This window comes from Mucilaginibacter sp. CAU 1740, from assembly GCF_039839285.1.
Taxonomy (GTDB): domain Bacteria; phylum Bacteroidota; class Bacteroidia; order Sphingobacteriales; family Sphingobacteriaceae; genus Mucilaginibacter.
Window position 1 is genome coordinate 55,926 of record NZ_JBDOQS010000005.1, and the last position, 23,360, is coordinate 79,285.

Here is a 23,360-nt window from a genome sequence, read left to right on the forward strand (position 1 = left end):
CAAATGATCTTATTTGGCCATGGCCAGTAATGAATCTTTTGCCAGTTTTTGGGGTTTAATGGTCATACCATCACGTACGTTCTGCGCGCCTTCAAACAGGATCCTGTCGCCTGCTTTTAAACCATCCTTCACAATGTAATATTTTGCAAGTCGGGTTTGCGGCGTAAAGGCCTGCATATGCAGTTTGTTGTTCTTATCTATCAGGTAAACATAGCTTTTATCCTGGATATCAAAAACAGATTGTTGAGGTACCATGATCACGCTATCGGCCTTGGTAGAGATATAAAGTTTACCGGTAGCGCCGTGACGCAACAACTTATTCGGGTTAGGGAAACGCGCCCTGAAATTGATGGAGCCTGTTTTTTGTTCGATCTCGGCTTCAACAGTTTCAATCTCGCCCTGGTAAGGAAAATCCAAACCATCTGCCAATACCAGTCTCACTTTATCGCTTGTTTGGCCAGGGGCCGATTCTTTTTTGCGGATATATTGCAGGTATTCATTTTCTGGGAAACTGAAGTAAGCGTACATCGAGCTGATATCTGATAAGCTGGTCAATAGGGTACCTTCATCTATCAAACTGCCCGATTTAAGTGGGATCCTATCGATGATACCATCAAACGGCGCATGGATATAAGTGTAAGCCAGTTGATCTTCGGCGCTTTGCACCATCGAGCGTGCTTCTTCAATGGTTGCTTTATCAGCATTCATTTTTGATTCGGCAACTTCAAGCTCTGATTTGGAAATTACTTTCTTATCTACCAATAACTTAACCCTTACTACCTCAAGTTCTGTTGCCTTGGCATCGGCTGTGGCGTTACTTAAAGCTGCTTTAGCTTTTGATAGGTTAACTTTAAATTCCTGATCGTTTAATTTGAAAAGTAACTGGCCTTTTTTAACCTGCTTACCTTCGTCAACATAGATCTTTTCGAGGAAACCACGAACGCGCGAACGTACTTCGATATTCTTTAGCGCCTGGATATCGGCAACGTATGATTTTTGGATAACCGTATCTTTTGTGTTTAAAGTAAAAACGGGCAGCTGTAAAGTATCGGCAGCGGCTGCTTCTTCACTGGTTTTAGCTTTCGATGAGCAACCCGTGACATATATGGAAATGGCAACAGCCATTATTGGGAAAAACTTAATGATATTTTTCATTTTCTTTTTGATGGAATGCATTGGCAAAGCAGTCGCTTGCACGTACCACTAAGCCATGTTATGATTGTTGGGGGATTAAATTCGTGCTAAAAAATACACACGTGTATCAAAGAGAAAATATCAGAAAGGGCTGAGCCTGAAGAGAAAATTATAGTAAGCCGGAAGAAATCCTTTGGTGGATTTATTTTGTTTTTGTTGTTTTTCTACAATGGAAGTAACATCAGTCAATAAAACATGTTGCCCGGGCAAAAGCGCGGTAGAGTAGTTTACACGGCTGGGTAAAAAACGGATAACATGGCGAGTATGATTAGCCTCGTTGCCGCCGGCATCAGGAGAATCATCTTGTACTTCCTGTTCCTGAACCTGGCCAATAATGCGCTGATGGGTTAAAGAGATCGCGTCGGCTGCTTTACCTGATTTCTGGTAGTGGCTTAAAATCGCTTCGGCGTTGGCAACACCAGCCGCTATTGCCAGCTGGAAAAAAAATAATACGAAGAATATTTTTTTTATGGTCGCCATGATTGCGAAATTACTAAATTATTCGAAGCAAATCAATTTGTTTTGTATTTTTCTTGATATAAAACTAACTAATTTTCATCATTTAGTCCTGTTTTTTAGGATTTTAACTATTTGAATGTCATTTTTTGCTCCGAAACATTGCTGCATTCATTATAGCAACGACTAAATCGATTATTTGTTGAGTGAAAATGCAGGATACTGCAACAATTTTTTGTTCCGATTGCTTCCTAACCAATGCTTTAATTAATAATTGTATTTTAGCTATATGCACCACCTTATTATTCAATGCACCTGCCTGCTGGTTATTATCCTTTTTGTGGTAATGCTGGCGCAAAAAATTAAAATTGCTTATCCCATATTACTTGTACTGGTTGGTTTGCCATTGGGCTTTGTTCCGTTTTTAAAAGGCATCGAAATTCAACCCGATCTGATCTTTGTGATCTTTCTGCCACCACTGCTTTACGAAGCCGCCTGGTACACCTCATGGAAAGATTTTTGGAAGTGGCGACGGGTGATCTCGAGTTTCGCTTTCTTGATAGTGGTTTTAACGTCATGCGTTATTGCTTTTGTATCACATAGCTTAATACCTGGTTTTACTTTAGCATTGGGGTTTTTATTAGGCGGCATTATTTCACCTCCCGATGCGGTATCGGCAAGCGCTATCCTCAAAAATGTTAAAGTACCTAAAAGATTTGTTTCGATAGTAGAGGGTGAAAGTTTGCTTAATGACGCATCCAGTTTAGTGGTGTTCCGCTTTGCACTGGCGGCTGTTATTACCGGAAAATTTGCCCTTGGCGAGGCTACGTTAAGCTTTGTGTTGGTTATTGTGATGGGCGTGGTTATCGGCTTATTGGTGGCTTTGATCTTTTATGCCGTCCATCGATGGTTGCCTACTACCGCAAACATCGATATCATACTTACTTTTATCACGCCATATGTAATGTATATGGCTGCGGAAGAGTTTCATTTTTCGGGCGTGTTGGCCGTGGTGAGCGGCGGACTTTTCTTATCGTCGCAAAAGCATGTGATATTAAGTTATCGCAGCCGTTTGCAAGGTGTAAATGTTTGGGAAGCCGTCGCTTTTGTGCTGAATGGCTTTGTATTTATATTGATAGGACTGGAGTTTCCGGTAATCATTAAAGATCTTGGGCCAGATGGATTATCTACAGCAATTACCTACAGCTTGATCATTACCGGTGTACTGATATTAACCCGCTTAGCCAGTACTTTCGGAGCGTCTATCTTCACTGTATTCATTAGCAAATATATTACCACAGCCGACCCTAACCCCGGCTGGAAGGGGCCGCTGATGTTAGGTTGGGCAGGGATGCGTGGCGTAGTATCCCTCGCAGCGGCTTTAAGTATCCCCGAGTTATTGCCTTCAGGAGCGGCATTTCCGCAGCGTAATATGATCCTTTTTATTACCTTTTCGGTTATTATGGTTACGTTGGTTGTACAGGGATTAACTTTGCCATTGGTGGTCAGGTTGGTGAATATGCCCGATCCTGATTTCACCGTTTCGGCCGAGCAGCAACGGCAAATGGTTAGGAAAAAACTATCCAAACTGGCTTTACAATTACTTGATGATAAGTATGCCAATCATCTGGCTAACAATAATATGATCAAAGCACTTCAGTTGCGGCTTAGTGCTGATATGGAGTTGCTGAAAGATTGGGAAAAAGATTGCAGCGAACAACGCGCCGATAAATTTTATCATGATTACCGCATGATAATGGATGATGTAATGGCGCAGCAAAGGCAGCTATTGTTAACCCTCAATAAAAAAGAAAACATAAGCGATGAGATCATCAGGCACCAGTTGGAACTGCTTGACCTGGAGGAGGAGAAGTTTCGCCAGCATTTTGAGATAGGGTAAGCCTCAATGTCGTTCGGTTAAGGGAATCTCCCAGGGGGAGAACAGCTTTGTAGTAAAATATATTTAGCTTGATTAGCCGTGCCAGAGGTACGGAACATCGGCGTTGTGTACCTCTGGCACACAAAAATATCTTATTTAATTCCTACAAAGCTTTTGCACCTCAGTGCAGTTTGGGAAGCCTCATATGTAATGTTATTATGTAAGCCTCGCCTCCTAATGGAAAGTTTATTTATCCCACAAAATAGTTAGTTTTGCCGCCTATACATCATATGCCATCAATGAACTGGGATCAACTATTATCGGCCAAACGCTGGGGTTACGAACATAAATACATAGCCGATCATATTGATGCGCGCTCGGAGTTTCAGCGGGATTACGACCGGATAATATTTTCATCCCCCTTTAGGAGGCTACAGAACAAAACCCAGGTTTTCCCTTTGCCGGGCAGCGTGTTTGTGCATAACCGCCTTACCCATAGTTTGGAAGTAGCCAGCGTTGGCCGCTCATTAGGCCGGATGCATTTTAACAGGATGCTGAAAGAAGATGCCGAAGTAGAGCAAAAATATCCACTCATCAGCGAGATAGGGAATATGATAGCCGCGGCCTGCCTGGCGCATGATTTGGGCAACCCGGCATTTGGCCATTCCGGCGAATCTGCCATTTCCCATTATTTTGCTGAGGGCGATGGTAAGGTTTATAAGGACACGGTTACAGTTCAGCAATGGGAGGATCTAACTCATTTTGAAGGTAATGCCAACGCTTTGCGCATCCTAACCCACCAGTTTGCAGGCAAAGGTAAAGGCAGTTTGGCCTTAACCTATTCAACAATGGCTTCTATAGCCAAATATCCGTGCTCATCTGTAGCAGGGCACAACAAAAAGAATATCTACACCAAAAAATATGGCTTCTTCGCGTCAGAACAACAGGATTTTGAAAAGATAGCTAATGATCTTGGCCTAATTAAAGTAGAGGGCGATGAGCCTGTTTACAAAAGGCACCCTTTGGTGTACCTGGTCGAGGCTGCCGATGATATCTGCTACAACGTCGTCGACCTGGAAGATGCCCATCGCCTAAAAATACTCTCGTACCAGGAAGTAGAAGATTTGTTAATGCCATTGTGTAAGATCCCGAGAATGAACGAGCGCCTGGCCGAAATTGAGGATACAGATGCTAAAGTTGGTTATTTGAGGGCAATAGCGATCAATACTTTGGTAACGCAATGCTCAAATTTGTTTTATAGTGAACAGGAGCAGATATTAAACGGCGATTTTAATTCGGCTTTGATAGATAGGATAGAGGACGATTTTGTGGCAGCTATGAAAGCTATTGAAAAAGTATCGATAAAAAAGATCTACAACTATAGTTCAGTGGTACAAAAAGAAGTGGCTGGTTACAAAGTGATGGGTGGCTTGCTGGAAGAGTTTGTACCTGCTTACCTGAAAAATAATTCAAAGTATCACCAAAAGCTGATCGAGCTGATCCCTAAGCAGTTCCTCACCACGGCGACTGATGATTACTCGAAGATCCAAAGCATCCTTGATTTTGTTTCGGGGATGACCGATCTGTATGCGGTTGAGTTATTCAGGAAAATCAAGGGGATTTCATTCCCTTCGATGAGTTAAGAAATTCACTGACCATAAAATTATTCATTGCCGTTGGTTTTAACCAATGGTGGAAATTTTAATAGTTTCCGGGCTTTAGCCCAACTAAGCAAGTGGTATTTTGGCTAAAGCTCCTTTGTTGTGGCTCTGTATTCCGTTGGTTAAAACCAACGACAATGAATTATATAACACGCAAAAACACAATTCAATTTACCGCTTAGGTGTAATAGTACGGATTCCATTTTCGCCCGAAATGATCGCTTTTGTTGCCAGTTGATAAAACAGCGAATGCTCCACAACACCCGGTATCATTTTAACAAGCGTGTTTAGTTGTGCAGGGGGCGGCAACTCGGTGAACTGTACATCAACCAGCATATTGCCATTATCTGATATCAGGGCACAATCTTTTTGGGTGCTTATACGTTGGGTAAGCGTTGCTGATGGAAAAAGTTCCTTTAATTTAAAAAGAACTATTTGCAAAGCCTGTGGCAGAATCTCGATAACCAGAGGGTAAGTTTCATTAAGCTGATGTTCGAATTTGGCATCGTCACCAAGAATAATAAATTCTTTAGCCATCGAGGCTAATATCTTCTCGGTAGTATGGATACCTCCGCCGCTTTTCAATGCGTTTAACTCGCTGTCGAACTGGTCGCAGCCATCAAAGTAAATATCTAATTGATTGAGCAGGGCTGGTGATTGGATCCTTAAACCATGCTTGCTGAGCAGTTGGGTTGTTTTGAACGATGAAGAAGTAAATATCAGCGATGAGGCAAGCTCCGGGTTTTGAGCTATAATATTAACCAAATGTGCTATGGTGCTGCCTGCTCCTAAACCAATAGTTTGGCCAGAACTAATTAAGGTTGATGCCGCTTTTGCTGCTTCCAGTTTATGATCCGTCATGCGGCTAAGATACTGCAAGCCCCGTTAATATCCGGTCATTATTTTTTAGTCGTCGATGCCTTCCCAAGGTTGGCTGGCTGATTTTATTTGTGTGTTCATGTTATTTGATATTTTGATTGGTAGATGATCGCCTGTTTTATTGTCTCTTATTAATGCAGACGAATGAGAACTGAAAACATTTTAATATTTTTTCATTTTTTGTAGAGACGCATCACATGCGTCTCCCATAGGACAAGCGGCCTTGCAAGTTCTCTTGCCACCGTAAATTGCATGCGGGAGACGCAATTATGCGTCTCTACATTGATGATTTATTTGAAATTCCTTCCCTTATGAAACACTCCCGCAGCCGGTACATTTTCTGTTACTTTTTTTGCCGGATATGATGGTGGCGCTATGGTTTGATTAGGATAAGCTTCCGGCAAAAGCGACAACTGTTCGGGAGTAACTTCGGTAAGATCGCGAAGCAGGGGCGTTACATTAAAGCACTTGCGTACTACCACATGGATCACTTCCCGCTCAATTTGCAATTTACCCTCGGCCATAAACAGGCGCGATTGAATGATCTCTTTACGGTAACGATCAAACATCTTATCCCACACTACCAGGTTGGCTGCACCGGTTTCATCTTCAATGGTCATGAACAGCATGCCCTTGGCAGTGCCGGGTCGTTGGCGCACAGTGATCAAACCGGTAACCCTTACAAAATCGCCGTCCGTCATTTGTTTCAGGTTGCCGATTTGGGTGTTACGAAGTTGATTGAGCTTTTCGCGTACCAAGGCCACCGGGTGGTTTTTGAGCGAGAGGCCGGTAGATGCATAATCTTGTACCACGTGCTCGCCCTCCGTCATGAGTGGGAGCGATACCTGGATCTCTTTACTGGTTTCGGAGGGTTGACCGTTAAATAATTCTATTGGCCGATCACCCAAAGCGGATACTTCCCAAAGCGCCTTGCGACGGTCGGCTCCTAATGATCGGAATGCATCGGCATCTGTGAGATTTTCGAGCGCGGTTTCAGATATTCCAATAGCCCGTAGTTCATCAATATATTGGTAAGGTTTAATGCGGGAATTAACCAGTAGCAGCATTTCATCCTCCTTTAAACCTTTAACCTCCCTAAAGCCTAACCGAACGGCGAAATAGTTTCCTGTCTTTTCTTCCAGTACATTATCCCAATAAGAGTAATTTACATCCACAGGCAAAACAGTAACATCATGATCGCGGGCATCACGTACAATTTGCGCAGGTTGGTAAAAACCCATGGGCTGGCTGTTGAGTAATGCCGCGCAAAAAACATCAGGATAATAATATTTTAAGTACGAGGATATGTAAACCAGCAACGCGAATGAAGCCGCGTGGCTTTCAGGGAAACCATAACTTCCAAAACCTTCCAGCTGTTTAAATATCCTGTGGGCAAAATCTTCTTCATAACCCCTTGCTACCATGCCGTCAACCAGCTTTTGCCTGAAATTGCTCACTTTACCTACCGCTTTAAAGGTAGCCATGCTTCTTCGCAATTCATCTGCTTCCGATGGAGAAAATCCGGCTGCTTTTATTGCTATTTCCATAGCTTGTTCCTGAAATAAAGGAACGCCTAAAGTTCTTTTTAAAATTTCTTCTAATTCTGGTGATGGATAAGTAGGGGTTTCGATGTTATCCCGTCTTCTTAAATAAGGATGAACCATATCTCCCTGGATTGGCCCCGGCCTAACAATGGCCACTTCTATCACCAGATCATAAAATTCCTTTGGCCTTAACCGTGGAAGCATTGACATTTGCGCCCGACTCTCTATCTGGAAAACGCCGATAGTATCCGCCCGGCTTATCATTTCGTAAACTTCTTCATCTTTTTGCGGAATATTGGCTAATGTGAATTTCTTTCCGTAATGCTTATCAGCCATATCAAAAGCTTTACGGATCATGGTTAACATGCCTAAGCCCAGCACATCCACCTTCAAAATGCCCAATGCTTCCAGGTCATCTTTATTCCACTCCAAACAGGTGCGATTTTCCATGCGGGCATTCATTACAGGGCATAAGTCAGATAGTTTGCCATCGGTTATTACAAAGCCTCCTGTATGCTGGCCTAATTGGCGAGGAAAGCCGATAAGCAGCGAGGTTAACTCCAATACTTTAAACAGCATTGGTTCCTGCGGGTTTAGGCCCTGATCGCGTAAGCGTTTTTCGTCAAAACCTTCCTCGCTGAAACTCCAGATGGTGCCGCCGATGCGTTTGATGGTATCGTCGGATAAGCCCATGGCTTTGCCTATATCACGGATAGCTCCTTTATGTCGCTCCTGCGTTACGGTGGCTACAATGGCAGCCCGGTCGCGGCCATAATCTTCATAAATATATTGGATGATCTCTTCGCGGCGCTCGTGCTCAAAATCCACATCAATATCCGGCCATTCGTCCCGGGCGTCGGACATGAAGCGGGAAAATAGCAGCCTTGATTCCATCGGATCCACAGCTGTAATAGACAAGCAATAACAAACCGTTGAGTTAGCTGCCGAACCCCGGCCCTGGTACAATATGCCCAGTTCATATGCTTTACGGGTATATTTGTACACCCGCAAAAAGTATGGTGCCAGTTTACGCCGTTCTATAAAGGCCAGTTCAAAGTCAAGCTGATCAGAAACCTTATCGGGGATACCTGTAGGGTAGCGCTCGTGGGCACCCTGCCAGGTAAACTTGCTGAGGCGCTCTATAGGCGTTAGGCCATCGTAGTTTTTTTCTTCCGGTTCGATGTATTTGAGGGTGTCGAGCGAGAAATTGCAGGAAGCAGCAATGTGAAGTGAATTTGGTATTGCTTCGGGATAATCGCGCAGCAAGCGACCGAGTTCTTCAACCGGTTTTAGAAAGCGTTCGGCATTATGGTGAAGTTTGAAGCCTGCTGTATGGATGGTACATTTTTCGCGCACACAGGTCAATACATCCTGCAATTCGCGGCGGGCAGCTTCGTGGTAATGCACATCGTTGGTGGCGGCTAAAGGCACGCCTAAGCGCGAGAGGCGTTTTAATCGCTTAGCATCATCTCCATTGTAATAACGCGTGGCAGCCATGTAAAGGTTCCGGCCTAAAAAGTTTCGGTATTCAGCAACGTTGGTTTTAAAATCATCGTCAAAATCAAAGTTGCTATTCAAAGTATCGGGCGGTACAATGATAAAAATAATGCCTTCCTGGTGCTCATAAACATCAGCTTTGTATAAATGGCATTCGCCTTTTTCAGCACGCAGGTTACCTTTAGTAAGTAGAGCGGAAAGCCGCCCATATGCATCCCTATCGGTAGGGTAAGCCAGCAAACTTGGGCCATCTAACAGATCGAGGCGACAGGCGGGGATAAATTTGATTTTTGGGGTTCCATCATCGTACTTGGCTTTTTTAGCCACCAAATGCGCCCGCACAATACCCGCCAGCGTATTACGATCTGTTATGGCAACGGCCGTATAGCCGAGTTGGATGGCATGCGCTACCAACTCTTCGGGATGCGAACCGCCCCGTAAAAAGCTAAAATTGGATGTTACCTGTAATTCCGCGTATTCCATAATTCGTCAGGCAAAAAATCCATGAATAAACCATTCTACACCTTCGTTATCATAATGACCCGATCTGAACAACCAGTAGCGGCAACCATCGGTGTCTTCAACGGTATAATAATCGCGGTGGTCGCCCTGATCAAGCCACCATTCGCGTTCAATGCGTTCGGGGCCATCGGCCCTTTGTATAGTGTGGCGTTTGCCGCGGTACACAAATATTTTAGGGGGATAATCGGGTATGAGGGCCATTACCTCAACTTTTTCGGGCCGGGATAAAAGGCGTACAGGACGTTGCCTGTCGGTGCGCCACGAGGTTGGCGGTTGCTCTTGCAGAGATATGGCTTGCTTAACCGAGCGTTCGGGCCAGTAATGTTCAACAGGTAAATAACGACTGATAGTGTTTAGCCCAACTTTGCCCGCCAGTTTATCTAACAATTCGGCAAGCGTGGTATCTTCCAGGCCGGGTTGGTTGGCCCAAAGTTGTTCCGGTACCGGATCGATCTCCTCAACTTTGGGTGCTTCTAAAATAAAAAGCTCAATACCTAAAGCTGGCTCTATCTTATCAATTTGCAGGTTGAACAATTTAAATAAATGCGATACGCTGTGCGAGCCACGGTTAGTACTGATGCCCACCTGCACCATTTTACCATCTACCCGGTAACATTTTAATACAGCTTTCCGCACACCCATGCCCTCGCTTTGCAGGCGAGTGCAAAGCTGCTCTAAAAGTTGTTGGATAGCTACTTCAATACCTGTAGCCGTTTTGATAGGCTCCATGCAGGGAAGGCGTTCCTGGTAGGGTACAGGCGGAATTAGCGGCGTGATCACTTCTTTTTCAAAATCCAAAGCCTGCCTTAGCCTCACCAGTATTCCATTGCCAAAACGCCTGCGCAGTACCGAGCCGGGCATCGACATAAAACTACCTATAGTGCGGAACCCTAATTTCTTGAGGCGTTCCAATACATCCGCTTCCAGGCGCAATGCTTCAGGGGAGAGGGCGGTAATAGCAGCAGCCTGCATGCCTGCTGCAATAATAGGGCTTACCTTGCCGAAACGGGCTACAGCCCAGGCCGCACCAATTGTATCTGCAATGGCTCCGCGGGCATCAAAACCTTTAGCCCTTAGTTTGAGGATTATCTCTTTGAGATACTCCCGTTCGCCGCCCCACAAATGGGCGCATCCCGAAATATCGAGGATAAGCCCATCGGGCAGATCGATAGCTACGATGGGGGTGTAGCGGATGCAGCGTAAGCCCAGCAGGCGCAATAGTTTGGCGGCTTTACCGGGTTCATCATCCAGTACTTCTAAACCGGATGAGGCCGCGCGGGCATCGGCTACGGTAGTTCCTTTATAAATCCCCTGTTGCTCGGCTAATTGGTTCGCGGCAGTTATGATCATGCGGCCACGTTCGGGCGCTGCGATAACCAAAGCCGTATCCTTTAAATCGGGTTTACGGATAGTAACCCAATCGGTAAGCAAATGCCTGAACCATATGCACATAAAACGCTTTTGCATAACCCATTACCCCGCTTGTGTTAAAGTTTCATGATGCTGAATGGCCGGGTGCGTAATAAACTGTTCATTAGCCCATTCCATTACCCAGCTACCGGGTTTGCCGTTACGTACACGTAAAAGGTCTACCTGCCAGCGCGGGTGGCCGAGGCCTGGTAAATCATCTACCGGTTCGCTTGGCAGGGAGGTGACACGCCAACGTGCGGTGCATGCTGTGTTACCCAGCTGTCCGGCATCGCGCAGAATAAAACCTGTTACCCTGCTTTGTTCTACAGCCAGCTGTAAACGGCGCGATTGTTTAAAATCTATAGCTCGTACCTCGCCAATCACAGCTGCCAGTCCGCTGCATTTCAGTGCTTCTTCCATGGCCCATAGTACATCATGTTCGTGCATCAGGTTGATAAATATTACCCGGTGGGGCTGCACACCAAAAGCTTTTAAAGCAGGAGGGAACACGGTTTGCGCCATGCCTATCCACAAACAGGCCCCGCCATTACGCATCAACACCGAAAGCAATCCCGCGATGAACCCGCCCGAAGCTGCCGCCTGGCTTATATCTTCTGTTAAAAATTCATGAATATTACCCGTTGGGAAAACACCGTTAGGAAACGCCGCTTCAATCGGTCCCAGGCCAAAAGTTCCCCCCTCGTCTGCAGTCGGCGGCCTGAAGCCTTCCCATAGCAAAATATCTTTTTGCAACTGGCTAATGATATCTTTACGGGTATCGGGCATGGGCTAAAACTTATTTACATTAACAATAACAACCTTTATTACAGGGTATTCAATATACCCTTCAGTAATAACGTGCTACAAATTTAATGCTAAAAATATTAGTATTTTAAATCTTTTTGAAAAAAAGTTTAGAGCCTAATGTTTTGTTTATATGAAAGGTTGCTGTGTGTCCTGCTTCAGGATGTGGGTTTAGTTACGATCTGATGAATTGATCAAAAAACAAGGAGGCTGCCTTTTTCAGGACAGCCTCCTTGTTTTTGAAAATGTAATTAATAACCGGTTTTAACTTATTTCACAGTAATTGTTTTTACCGATTGTATGGCAATATAACTTCCGGTAGGAATTTGCTTTACTAAAGTTACACCGGTGCCATCAAGTTTTGATTTGTAAATAGCCTGGCTCGATCCATCTGAATTGGTGGTTGAAAAGATCAGGTTACCATCGCTGGTTGCTTTTGCCATTTCTTCATCTTGTAAAAACTGGCCAGATGGTAACGAAATATTGATTTTGTGTTTATCACTACCATCAAGCTTTACCGACCATAGTTCATCCGTATCATTTGTTTGTTTCCTGTATAGGGCCACACCATCGCTGGTTAAATCCTGTAATGCTATGCTTGCATCTGTAGCTTCATTAAGTACTAATTTTACACCGGTGCCATCAAGGTTACATTTGTAAATGGAGGGCGCTGAATTAGATGCGGTTTGAGTTAAAAAAACAATGCTTTTACCATCGGCCGTGATCTTTGCAAGTTCTTCATCGCCAAAAGTTTCGCCCGCAGGCAGGGCAATGTTGATCTTCTGTTTGTTTGAACCATCAAGATTTACCCTGTACAGTTCAAAATCATAGTTAGGTGTTGCCTGCCAAAATAAAACCGACGACTGATCAATAAAACCTTGCAAGGCTAAACCATCGCCACCCTGTGTTAAAACAGGTTGCACATGGGTTCCATCTGTAGTAGATGTATACATGCCGTACTTGCGCGGGTTTTCGGCAAAAACCAAAAAAGCAAGGTTTTTGCCATCTTTTGATACTTCGGCCATGTCTTCGTCATCAAGCTTCCAGCCGGATGGTAGCGAAATATTGATCTTATGATCATTAGTCCCACTGGCGTTTACAACCCATAATTCATCTTCAGCGGCATTGTTGGCACTTCGGCGATAATAGATCTGGGTACTTGAAGTTCCTCCGCCTTTTGGTGGGGTATTGGTGTTATCGTCCGATTTGGTGCAGCTGTTAAATGTTAATGCGCTGCTTAAAAAACATACCCCTAAAACTGATTTTGATAAGATGTTGGTTTTCATTTGTGTTATTATATGATTTAGATTACGCCGGTTGTTTTTCCTGTAGATACACCAAAAAAACTCCTTTTGCGGGGCGCAAGTTACATCATTGTTAAATATTAATCCCTACCCTGAATAAGGTATAATAAGCAAAACTGGTTTTGTAAAAAGGTTTAGCCGGTACATTAGGAGTTAAAGCATTATATCTCAGTAGCGTACTATAACAGCCTAAATTATTTATCATACCCCAAAAGCAACCCTTTGTAAATTTGAAGTTCTTTTTTCAAGGCTGCTTTTTGCAGGGGTGTAACGGTTACTACTTTGTAGTACTTATCGCCATTATATTTGGCCTGTATCTTTTTTGAAGTGGCTATTTTGATGAGCATGGGGAGCTGCGAATCGTCAAGTTGCTGATCGCTCCATTCCCATATCGCGCCCTTGCCGTTATCGGTTTTAAATATCGGTTGATAGTCAAAATTTTGGCCATCGGCATTGAAGGTTACGCTTTTTATAAACAGCCACTCATCGGCAGTGTATTGAATGCTGAACCGTAGTGAACTCCCCGCACTGCCTTTATCGATATAGGCATATATGGCGTTGTAATTTACATACTGGGGCGATGACCTATCGTAAATATAGGTACTACCCGAAAACTGGTCATGCTTTATGCGTGCGGCTTTGTAAAGGTTTTTAAACGTTGGTTTATCTACATTTATCGATGATAGTAATTTAATGTTGGCACCATTGGATGAATTGGTGATAGTACTGTCATGGCTTGAAGTATCATTTTTTGCCGACCGTGCAGAAGTATCAGCACTTGATGAACTGGTAGCAGATGAATGATCGTTATCAGTATTTCTTGTAAAATAATTTACAATCACCATAAATGAGATGACAATCAGTACAAATTTCCCGGCGGCGCGTGATCTCCTTTTACGTAGCTCCTCCACACTTGGGCCTCCACGGTTTAAGGAATCCATGTACCGTTTTTTAAATTCGGCCTCGCTGATATAGCCTGGTTGGGGCTCGGGGTGATACTCATCTTCTGTTTTAGTATCCAAATTAAATTTGCTGCCGCAGTAGGTACATTTAAGTGTATTGTTGTTTGCACGTTCAACCCCGGCACCGCAGTTAGGGCATTTGCTTAATATATTATTATCCATTTGACAGGAGTGTGTGTGAATTTAAATTAGGTATTGCCTGACCGAGGATAAACTATCGGCATAACCTCATATTTAAAGAATTGAAATATGATGCTTTTATTGTTGTTACATTAAGTGATGGAAATACGTTTTATTGATCATATCCCAAAAGAAGGCCTTTATAAATTCGCAATAGCCTTTTTAGTGCCGCTTTTGGGCGTGGGGGGACGGTTATTATTAAAGAGCGTTTTTTACCATTATACTGCATCGTTGTTTTTTTTGAGGTAGCGATATGGGCAAGCATCAGCAAATCGGCATTACCGGCTATCTCATCGCTTTTTTCCCAGGCTATAGTATCCTCATCCACAGTACTGAAGGTTGGAGCGTAGTTATAGATTTTGCCATCTACGTTAAATGTTATGCTTTTTATATACAGCAATTCTTGGGCAGTATAATCTATTTTAAGGTGAAATGATCTTTCGGTTTCACCTTTATAAATATAGTAATCGATCGCGTCAAAATTCCCTTTTTCAAACCTTGTCTGGTCGTAAATAAAGGTCTGATAGTTAACGTCTTTGTCTTTGTTTGCTGCTTTATAAAGTTTTTTAAATGTTAGGCTATCTACATTTATCAGCGATAGCTTTTTGATTTTGTCTTTTTTAACATTATCCAAAGCTAAGCTATCGGCCAGTCGTTCTTGTTTTGCCTTTGCGGCATTTAACGAATCGACAGCAGCTGCTTCTTTTTTTTCATCAGTACGGCGGTTTGCAATGCCTATCAGTACAGCTACCAATAAAATAGCAAATACAACAAATACTACAACGCAGCCCGATCCCGCTTCATCTGGCGGAGGAGTAGCTGATGAAGCAGGAGTATTGGCATCAGTGTTATTATTATCAGGAATTGCGCTTTCGGCACTATGTGTTTCTCCAACCGGGGAGTTTAAATTAACCAGGCTGCCACAGTAGGAACATTTAAGCGAATTATTTCCTGCAGGTACTAATCCTGCACCGCAATTGACACATTTACTTGGTATATTATTGTTCATTTGATGAGGCGCGATAGTTCTTTTTTAAGTTTAGCTTGAACGGTTTTTATTTATCATACCCCAAAAGCAATCCTTTATAAATTTGCAATTCCTTTTTTACCGCTGCTTTCTGTAGGGGAGTAACGGTTACGATTTTATAGTACTTATCGCCATTGTACTTGACCCGTACTTTTTTTGCGGAAGATATCTTAATCAACATTGGCAGGTATGAATCATCCAGTTCCTGGTCGCTCCATTCCCATATCGCTCCATTGCCATTATCTGTTTGAAATGTTGGTTGGTAATCAAAATTTTCACCATCGGCATTAAAGGTGACGCTTTTTATAAACAACCAATCATCTGCAGTATATTGAATGCTAAATCGGAGCGAACTTCCCACGCTTATTTTATCGATATAAGCGTATATGGCATTATAGTTTACATATTGAGGGGATGACCTATCATAAATATAGGTACTGCCCGAAAACTGGTCGCGCTTTTTACGGGCTGCTTTGTAAAGTTTGGCAAAAGTTACCTTATCTACGTTTATTTGTGATAGTTGCCTGATTAAACCTGCGTTTGTATGATCGGGGGCACTGGTGTCGGATTTTAAACTATCGGTTTGGGCAGCCTTAGTTGATGTATCTATAGCTAACGAATCGGCATAAGGTGAACTGCTGCTATCGCCGTGGTGATTTGCTATAATAACAATTGTTATTATCAATAAAGCAAAAAAGAAAAACAATGCAATGCCTGTGCCTTTTGCCTCATCCGATTGACCTGACTGATTTTCCTGTTCTCTGTTGCTTAACGAATCCTGGTGTCTTTTTTTTGCTTCGTCATCATTATTATTTACCGGTTCGGGGCGGTAGGGATCTTTGGGCGTAGAACTTAAATCGAATGTGCTGCCGCAATAAGTGCATTTAAATGCATCGTTGTTTGTTCGTTCTATCCCGGCACCACAGTTAGGGCATTGATTTGATAAGTTATAGCTCATTTGCTCAGATACCTCCGTGTAAATAAAAATTTGGAATGATAAAGTATCTGGTGTTTGGAGACTTAAGAGAGTTAAGTAACATGATAAAGTTTAAATCAACAGCAAATATTAATTAATTATTTGAAATGTACGTAGCAGGGATAAATAATGTTGCATTAAAAGCCGCTGATGTTAACTTTGAAATTTGCATCGCTAATTCAATATGAAAAGATCTTTTGCCTATACCATTGCCCTGATTGTTTTTAGTCAGTTACTTATTTTAAATGCCCATAGCCAAACCATACTACCGGCAGCAGGCGTACAAAAAATAACGGTAGGTACAGTTGACAAGTTTACGCCCTACAGCTTTTGTGCTGAGCAGCCCATGGTTAATGCCCTAAGCGCGTTGCCTGCCGGTAAGTTGCCTTTTAATACTGATGATATTAGGATCACCATCAACAACAGGGGAGTAGTGGTTGAAATTCCGTTAGATGATACCGAGCAATTATATGGCTTTGGGATGCAGATAGGCTCATTTAATCAACGTGGTTTAAAGAAACGGCCGATAGTTAATGATAACCCGCTTAATGATCTGGGCTACACCCACGGCCCAACAACTTTTTATGTATCAAATAAAGGTTATGGTGTTCTGATCAATACATCGCGGTACACTACTTTTTACTGTGGCAGCACCGAAAAGAATGCTAAAAGCAAAACGGAAGCGAAGAGCAATAATGGCGGAAGCTCTGTAGAAGAATTATATAAGAACGATGGAAAAGCCTCGGGCTATGTAACCGCTGATATTCCCGGAGCAAAAGGAATTGAGGTATTTGTATTTGCAGGCCCCGATCTTAAAACGGTTATGCAACGTTATAACCTGTTTTCGGGAGGCGGCGCTTTACCCGCCATTTGGGGGCTTGGTGTAAAATACCGGGTAAAGGCCGATTTTAACCAGTACCAGGTTGATAAAATGGCCGCCTATTTTCGCGATAATCATATCCCCTGCGATGTTTTGGGTTTAGAGCCGCGCTGGCAAACCGCCGCTTATTCCTGCTCATACGTATGGAACAAAAGCTTTTTCCCTACACCTAATGAGTTTATCGATTCGATGAAGAACAAAGGTTTCCATATCAATTTATGGGAGCATGCCTTTGTATCGCCTAAATCTCCTATATATCAGCCTTTACAAAATAAAGCCGGGAATTATTTGGTGTGGAATGGCTTAGTGCCGGATTTTGCCGATACCTCCGCGGCCAACATTTTTGCCAATTATCATCAGCAAACTTTTGTAAACGAGGGTATCTCAGGCTTTAAAATGGATGAGTGCGATAACTCGAATATCGCTTTCGGTAGTGATACCTGGAGTTTCCCGGAACTTAGCCAGTTTCCTTCGGGAATTGATGGCGAACAGATGCACCAGTTGTTCGGCCTGCTTTATCAAAAAACTATCTATGGTATTTATAAAAAACTGAACAGGCGTACTTATCTTGATGTACGGGCGTCAAACGCTTTCGCTTCATCATACCCCGCCGCTTTATACAGCGATACCTATTTGCATGAGGAGTATATCCGGATGATCCTGAACTCGGGTTTCGCGGGGATGATCTGGTCGCCGGAGGTAAGGGAATCCAATACCATTAAAGATTTTATGCGCCGTAGCCAAACGGCAGTGCTTTCAGCTCAAACGCTTTATAACTCGTGGTATTTGCAGAACCCGCCATGGCTGCAGATCAACAAAGAAAAAAATAATAAAGGCGAGTTGATGGAAAATGCCAAAGAAATAGAGGCCGATATCCGTAAGCTACTCAACTTCAGGATGAGCCTCATCCCATACCTGTACAACGCCTTTGCCGATTATCATTTTAAAGGTATCCCGCCATTCAGGGCTTTGGTGATGGATTATCCGCAGGATAAAAACACGTTTAACCTGTCGGATGAGTACATGATAGGTAACAGCATCCTCGCCGCGCCATTAACCGAAAAAGTAGATGAGCGCAAGGTTTATTTACCAGAGGGCTTATGGTATGATTATAACACCAATCAAAAATACGAAGGCGGTAAATACTACACTATTAAACCCGATCTGAACCAGTTACCCATATTTATCAAAGCCGGGACTATTTTACCGCTGGCCAAGCCTGTTGAGTTTGTAGCCTCAGATACCAGGTTTGAAATTACCTGTTACGTGTATGGCAATGCTAACAGGGCTACTTTATTTGAGGATGATGGGGTTACTTTTAACTACGATAGTGGCGCTTTCAATACCGTGAACTTGCTATGGAATAAAAACAAAGGCGATGTTAAGCGGGTAGGTAAGTTTAAGGGGAGCAGGTATGTTATTAAGAAGTGGCAGGTTGTTGATTAGAAGAAAAAATCGTCGTGCTGAATTTATTTTAGCATCCACAGGACAGGCAGACGATTTACTTAGCAGGCAGATTAGCGCGTGGGATGCTGAAACAAGTTCAGCACGACGGACTGAGTGTTAATTGAATAATCAACCTCATTAAATGCACGCAGGGTTAAAAAATATGTACACCCTGAAAAGGGCTAAAATTATAGTTTAAGGTTATTTGTAATACCATTTATCAATCACAAATAACCAAACGCTATAACCAATTTTACCCGCTATTAATGAGAAGATCGTTATTTATTTTAATTGCAATTGCTTTAGGGCAATGCGCGTTTTCGGTTGCGCCTTCCTCAAAAAAATCCCTTACCATTTCAAATCTTTTTTCGGATCATATGGTGATGCAGCAAAAACAAAAGGCTGCATTTTGGGGAGAGGCAGCGCCTGGAGCAAAGTTATTGATCTCTGCCTCATGGGGGCGACAAGTATCTATAATCGCCGATGATAAGGGTAAGTGGGCCGCTAAATTATCTACTCCCGGCGCCGGTGGTCCGTACAACATCAGCATAAAAACTGCGGATACAACTATCAGTATCACAGATGTATTTATTGGCGAAGTATGGCTGGCTTCCGGCCAATCAAATATGGATATCTCAGTAAGCGGATGGCCGCCGGGTGATACCATAGCAAACTCAAAACAGGAGATAGCTAACGCCAATTATCCTGAGATCCGTTTTTTTAAAGTACCGTTCGGGATTTCAGCAAAGCTTTCCGATTCTACCGGTGGAAAATGGATCGCGTCATCTCCCCAAACTGCAGGAAACTTTAGCGCCACCGCTTATTTTTATGCCCGGCAACTTTATCAAAAACTACACGTACCTATCGGCATCATTCAATCATCTATAGGAGGTACCCCGGCCGAGGCCTGGACAAGCAAAGCTGGACTGGAAAAATTGGGTGATTTTAATGAAGTGATAAACAACCTGGATACACTGCAGCGTGCTAAAAAACTAAACAGCAACACGCCAACCGTTTTATTTAACGCCATGATCAACCCGCTGATCCCATACACCATAAAAGGAGTGATCTGGTACCAGGGTGAATCGAATGTTGGCCGGGCCGAACAGTATAAAAAGCTGTTCCCGCTGATGATTGAAGACTGGCGAAATCAATGGGGTGATAAACTACCATTTTACTATGTACAAATAGCACCATATCTTTATCCTGCGGCTGATCAGAAAGAGCAATCGCAAAAGCTTCGCGATGCCCAGCGCTACGCTTTAAAGCTACCTAAAACCGGTATGGTAACCACATTGGATATTGGTTACCTGAAAACGGCCCATCCGCCATATAAACAGGAAGTGGGTAAACGCCTGGCAGCATTCGCGCTTAAAAATGAATATGGAGAGCGTGACCTTGTGGTATCTGGTCCGTTGTATAAAAAAACAACCGTAAAAGGCAATGAAATTATAATTGATTTTGAATCGACAGGGAGCGGGTTGCTTGCATCTGATAAGGGACTTTTTAACTTTGAAATAGCAGGTGCCGACAAGGTTTACCATAAAGCCAATGCAAAAATAAAGGACAATAAGGTGGTTGTTAGTAATGATGCTATTCCAAACCCGGTTTATGTGCGTTATGCCTGGAGTGATGGTAGCAGCGCCAGTTTATTTAATAAAGAAGGTTTGCCAGCCGCTACCTTTACCAGCGAGGGTGGTTTATAAATTATTGAACAATTATTACCTATGAAAGATATCAATTTAAATACCTGTAAACACCTCCGTTTGGCTTTGCTTGCCATATTGGTGTTAGGCAGCAGTGTGGGCAACACCGCCAAAGCACAACAAGCACCCGCCGCACCCGAAGTTTTACCGGGAAAAGGGCTTAAACAATACGACTTTTTTTATGCCGGAGAGGCAAAAGCCCGCAATATGTATATTGTAAAAGGAGGTAAAATAACTTGGCAATACATTGATACCACCGGCAAAGGCGAAATAAGTGATGCCATACTCATGAAAAACGGTAATATATTGTTTGCCCATCAATTTGGCGTCACGTTAATTAACCGCGATAAAAAAGTATTATGGCATTACGACGCACCCGAAGGTTTTGAAACCCATACCGCTCAGCTCATCGGCAAAAATCATGTTGTGATTGTGCAAAATGGTAACCCGGCCAAAGTAATGGTTATTAATATCACCACTAATAAGGTTGAAAGGGAATTTAAATTGCCATTTATAAGCGGTACCCACGGACAAATACGGCATGCCCGCCTTACACCTGCCGGAACGTTGCTTGTAGCCCATATGGATCTGGGCAAGGTTTGTGAGTACGATGTTAACGGTAAAGAGTTATCATCAATTGAAGTGCCTGGTATTTGGTCGGCAGTTCCATTAAAAAGCGGGAACATACTGGTTGCGAGTAATGGTAATTTTGTGCGGGAATATACGCGCGATGGTAAGCTGGTATGGGACTGTCCATTGGCTAATATTGCCGGGTATACAATAACTAATCCGCAATTGGCAGTGCGTTTACCTAATGGTAATACCCTGATCAATAATTGGTTTAACCAATGGAACGGAAAAGTAAATGCTAATAATCCGCCCATACAGGCTATTGAAATTACGCCTGGTAAAAAAGTTGTTTGGGCGCTGCGATCATGGGCTGAACCTGTTAACCTTGGGCCGTCAACAACAATTCAGCTGCTTGATGGATTGGATAGTAGTATAGAAAGCGCTCATTTCGGGGAGTTTAAGTAAGATTTTTAAAATAAGTAGGGTGCGTGCATTATAATGTACGCACCCTACTTATTTTACTACTCGCAAGTTCAAGCGTCTACGCTTGAATTATTTGAAATGAGAGCGTCTACGCTCCCGAATTATGGCAAGCGTCCACGCTTACCATAGTTAAAGTTCAAGCGTAGACGCTTAAACTTGCACAAAATAAATAAGGCGCATACACCAATCGGTACGCGCCTTACTTATTTAATTGAGTTGCCTTATTGCAATAACCAACGTTGCTGCGGGCCTCCGTTCCATCCCCATTGCACCAATTTGTAACCATTTACCGATTGGCTTGAGTTATCTAAAGCCCCACTGGTTGCCTGGCTCCAGATCTTGAAAGTACCGTCAGATTGCTTATCAACCCACCAGCGTTGATTGTTGGCGCGTGTTGGTGTCCACTGGTCCAGTTGCAGGCCGTTGGTTGTGGCTCCGCCCGGCACATCCAGTGCCAACCAGCTTGATTGACTTACAATGTTCCATGAGCTATCTTCATTCTGGGTGAAATTCCATTTTTGAGTTTGCCCATGGTTTAAGCCCCATTGCACCACGCCTGCGCCGTTGGTGGCGGTGTTATTGTTATCAACTGCTACACCGTTTTGATTGCTTACAATATAGTGCATACCGGCAATTTCGTCGGGTTGCGCACCTGGAGTATATTGAAGCCATGCTACCGCGCTGGCAAACTTGCTGGTGGTTAAAGTATTATCGGTAGGCGTGGCCTGGTTCCAGCCGTTCCAGGTAATGTTGTAATCGGTACGGCGGTTGGCCCAAATAGCATTGGCGTTTTGCACCATCCACGGGTAGTAGGTAGCCCACTGGCGGTTATCTCTAACAAAATGCCCCAGTCCGCGGGCAAATTCATCGGCCCAGGTATTCAGATAACCGGCGTTATTGGTAATAATGCCATTGGTCGTCATGTTGTTTTTTACATAGTCGATTGATCGTTTGGCATCGTTGTAATAATTCACGTTGCCGGTTATCTGGTAAAGTAAATTGGCAAAATCAACAAAAGTACCCTGGTTATATACTGCCGAACCCGTATTAACTACATTATTACGATCGATACCTGTATAAACCTGTCCGGTTGTTGAATTGTAAATATGATGCCATACCCAATCGTATATCTGGATGGCCTTGTTCAGGTAATTTTGATCGTGTGTGCTTTGATAAATATAGCAGGCTACCTTACCCAAGCTATTGTTGGATAAAGCTTCTTTGCCTATAGGTTCGCCGGCCGGGGTCATGTTAGGTTGTTGCTCCCATATACCGCCGCCGTTGTATTGAGTATCCCAGCCGCGGGCAAAAGCCATATCAAAGCCATACTTGGCCTGCGTTAAAAAGTTGGAGGTGCCTGTGATCTGGTAGCCGCGGATCAGCGCCAGCGAAAACCAGCCGATGTCGTCGTTCCATCCATCCCAGGTCCATGGTACGGGGGTGTTTTGCAGCCAGGTGGTACAAAGGTTGTTTACCAATGTTTTGTGCGCGGCGCTGCCTGTGCGCTCGTAAGCATCTTCGGCCACCAAAATATCCAGCGAGGCTACCCAGGTACCATCGGCAGTACCATCGTTGATTGATTTTTTGTAATACGTTTGCCCGCCCGAGTTTACCAAAAAGGCGTTATTGTAGGCGTTAAAAGCCAGATCGGCATTGCCGGGGTTTACCACATTATGGGTATCTACCTTTTGTGTGGTGGTTTTTTGATCGGTGTTAAGCTTTACAAAATCATTCTTTTTACAGGCCGAGAATGTTAACGCCAGTCCGGCGGCAAGCGGCAGAAAAAGCCGCGATGAGGTGTTGTTTTTCAAATGGTTCTTCTTCATGGTTTGTTGTTTTTGTTTATAGATTGATAAATTGATTGGTGTGCAGGTGCTATCGGGAACCGGCAATTATGGGCAAGGGGATCCCATGCCGGGTATTTCCCGGAAAAAATATGTTTTCAGTATAATGTAGGGTATTAATCAACAGGCGGTTAGG

Annotated in this window: 16 protein-coding genes; 5 read left to right on the top strand and 11 right to left on the bottom strand. The window is 43.5% G+C overall.

Translation table 11 applies throughout. The features are described 5' to 3' along the window. Nucleotides 1-9: 9 nt before the first annotated feature. Nucleotides 10-1,155, bottom strand: a complete 1,146-nt coding sequence (locus AAFN85_RS12690; RefSeq protein WP_347527697.1) for an efflux RND transporter periplasmic adaptor subunit — start codon at nucleotides 1,153-1,155, stop codon at nucleotides 10-12. A 120-nt stretch (nucleotides 1,156-1,275) separates the two neighbouring features. Next, nucleotides 1,276-1,674 (bottom strand): hypothetical protein, encoded by a 399-nt coding sequence (locus tag AAFN85_RS12695; protein WP_347527698.1) that lies wholly within the window; start codon nucleotides 1,672-1,674, stop codon nucleotides 1,276-1,278. Nucleotides 1,675-1,939: 265 nt separating this feature from the next. Between AAFN85_RS12695 and AAFN85_RS12700 the strand changes: the two genes are divergently transcribed. Both AAFN85_RS12700 and AAFN85_RS12705 read left to right on the top strand, forming a co-directional pair. After that, on the top strand, nucleotides 1,940-3,550 hold the full coding sequence (locus AAFN85_RS12700; protein ID WP_347527699.1) for a Na+/H+ antiporter: 1,611 nt from the start codon (nucleotides 1,940-1,942) through the stop codon (nucleotides 3,548-3,550). A 278-nt stretch (nucleotides 3,551-3,828) separates the two neighbouring features. Then, nucleotides 3,829-5,172 carry a deoxyguanosinetriphosphate triphosphohydrolase gene (locus AAFN85_RS12705; RefSeq protein ID WP_347527700.1) on the top strand — a complete coding sequence of 448 codons (1,344 nt, stop codon included), beginning with the start codon at nucleotides 3,829-3,831 and terminating at the stop codon, nucleotides 5,170-5,172. Nucleotides 5,173-5,361: 189 nt separating this feature from the next. Here the strand turns inward: AAFN85_RS12705 and rpiA are convergent, their stop codons facing one another. The 8 genes from rpiA to AAFN85_RS12745 all read right to left on the bottom strand — a co-directional run bounded on the left by rpiA (nucleotide 5,362) and on the right by AAFN85_RS12745 (nucleotide 16,277). Further along, the gene (gene rpiA / locus AAFN85_RS12710) at nucleotides 5,362-6,051 is read right to left on the bottom strand and encodes a ribose 5-phosphate isomerase A (RefSeq protein ID WP_347527701.1); all 690 of its coding nucleotides are present in this window, start codon (nucleotides 6,049-6,051) and stop codon (nucleotides 5,362-5,364) included. A gap of 308 nt (nucleotides 6,052-6,359) precedes the next feature. After that, complete coding sequence (locus tag AAFN85_RS12715; protein WP_347527702.1) at nucleotides 6,360-9,593, bottom strand: error-prone DNA polymerase; 3,234 nt, start codon at nucleotides 9,591-9,593, stop codon at nucleotides 6,360-6,362. 6 nt (nucleotides 9,594-9,599) lie between these two features. Further along, entirely contained in the window at nucleotides 9,600-11,099 is a 1,500-nt protein-coding gene (locus AAFN85_RS12720) for a DNA polymerase Y family protein (protein ID WP_347527703.1), read from the bottom strand. A 6-nt stretch (nucleotides 11,100-11,105) separates the two neighbouring features. Further along, nucleotides 11,106-11,828: an Error-prone repair protein ImuA gene (locus AAFN85_RS12725; RefSeq protein ID WP_347527704.1), complete on the bottom strand. Its 723-nt coding sequence runs from the start codon at nucleotides 11,826-11,828 to the stop codon at nucleotides 11,106-11,108. A 287-nt stretch (nucleotides 11,829-12,115) separates the two neighbouring features. Continuing rightward, entirely contained in the window at nucleotides 12,116-13,132 is a 1,017-nt protein-coding gene (locus tag AAFN85_RS12730; protein ID WP_347527705.1) for a DUF5050 domain-containing protein, read from the bottom strand. A gap of 212 nt (nucleotides 13,133-13,344) precedes the next feature. Further along, nucleotides 13,345-14,274 carry a hypothetical protein gene (locus AAFN85_RS12735; RefSeq protein WP_347527706.1) on the bottom strand — a complete coding sequence of 310 codons (930 nt, stop codon included), beginning with the start codon at nucleotides 14,272-14,274 and terminating at the stop codon, nucleotides 13,345-13,347. A gap of 130 nt (nucleotides 14,275-14,404) precedes the next feature. After that, nucleotides 14,405-15,301: a hypothetical protein gene (locus AAFN85_RS12740; RefSeq protein WP_347527707.1), complete on the bottom strand. Its 897-nt coding sequence runs from the start codon at nucleotides 15,299-15,301 to the stop codon at nucleotides 14,405-14,407. A gap of 46 nt (nucleotides 15,302-15,347) precedes the next feature. After that, nucleotides 15,348-16,277: a hypothetical protein gene (locus AAFN85_RS12745; RefSeq protein ID WP_347527708.1), complete on the bottom strand. Its 930-nt coding sequence runs from the start codon at nucleotides 16,275-16,277 to the stop codon at nucleotides 15,348-15,350. 202 nt (nucleotides 16,278-16,479) lie between these two features. Between AAFN85_RS12745 and AAFN85_RS12750 the strand changes: the two genes are divergently transcribed. The 3 genes from AAFN85_RS12750 (at nucleotide 16,480) to AAFN85_RS12760 (ending at nucleotide 21,362) form a co-directional block, all read left to right on the top strand. Continuing rightward, entirely contained in the window at nucleotides 16,480-18,621 is a 2,142-nt protein-coding gene (locus AAFN85_RS12750) for a TIM-barrel domain-containing protein (protein ID WP_347527709.1), read from the top strand. A gap of 266 nt (nucleotides 18,622-18,887) precedes the next feature. After that, complete coding sequence (locus AAFN85_RS12755) at nucleotides 18,888-20,327, top strand: sialate O-acetylesterase (RefSeq protein WP_347527710.1); 1,440 nt, start codon at nucleotides 18,888-18,890, stop codon at nucleotides 20,325-20,327. A gap of 21 nt (nucleotides 20,328-20,348) precedes the next feature. Then, entirely contained in the window at nucleotides 20,349-21,362 is a 1,014-nt protein-coding gene (locus AAFN85_RS12760) for a hypothetical protein (protein ID WP_347527711.1), read from the top strand. 239 nt (nucleotides 21,363-21,601) lie between these two features. On the opposite strand, the gene AAFN85_RS12765 is transcribed toward AAFN85_RS12760, so the two are convergent. Further along, complete coding sequence (locus tag AAFN85_RS12765) at nucleotides 21,602-23,206, bottom strand: RICIN domain-containing protein (protein ID WP_347527712.1); 1,605 nt, start codon at nucleotides 23,204-23,206, stop codon at nucleotides 21,602-21,604. Nucleotides 23,207-23,360: the final 154 nt, after the last annotated feature.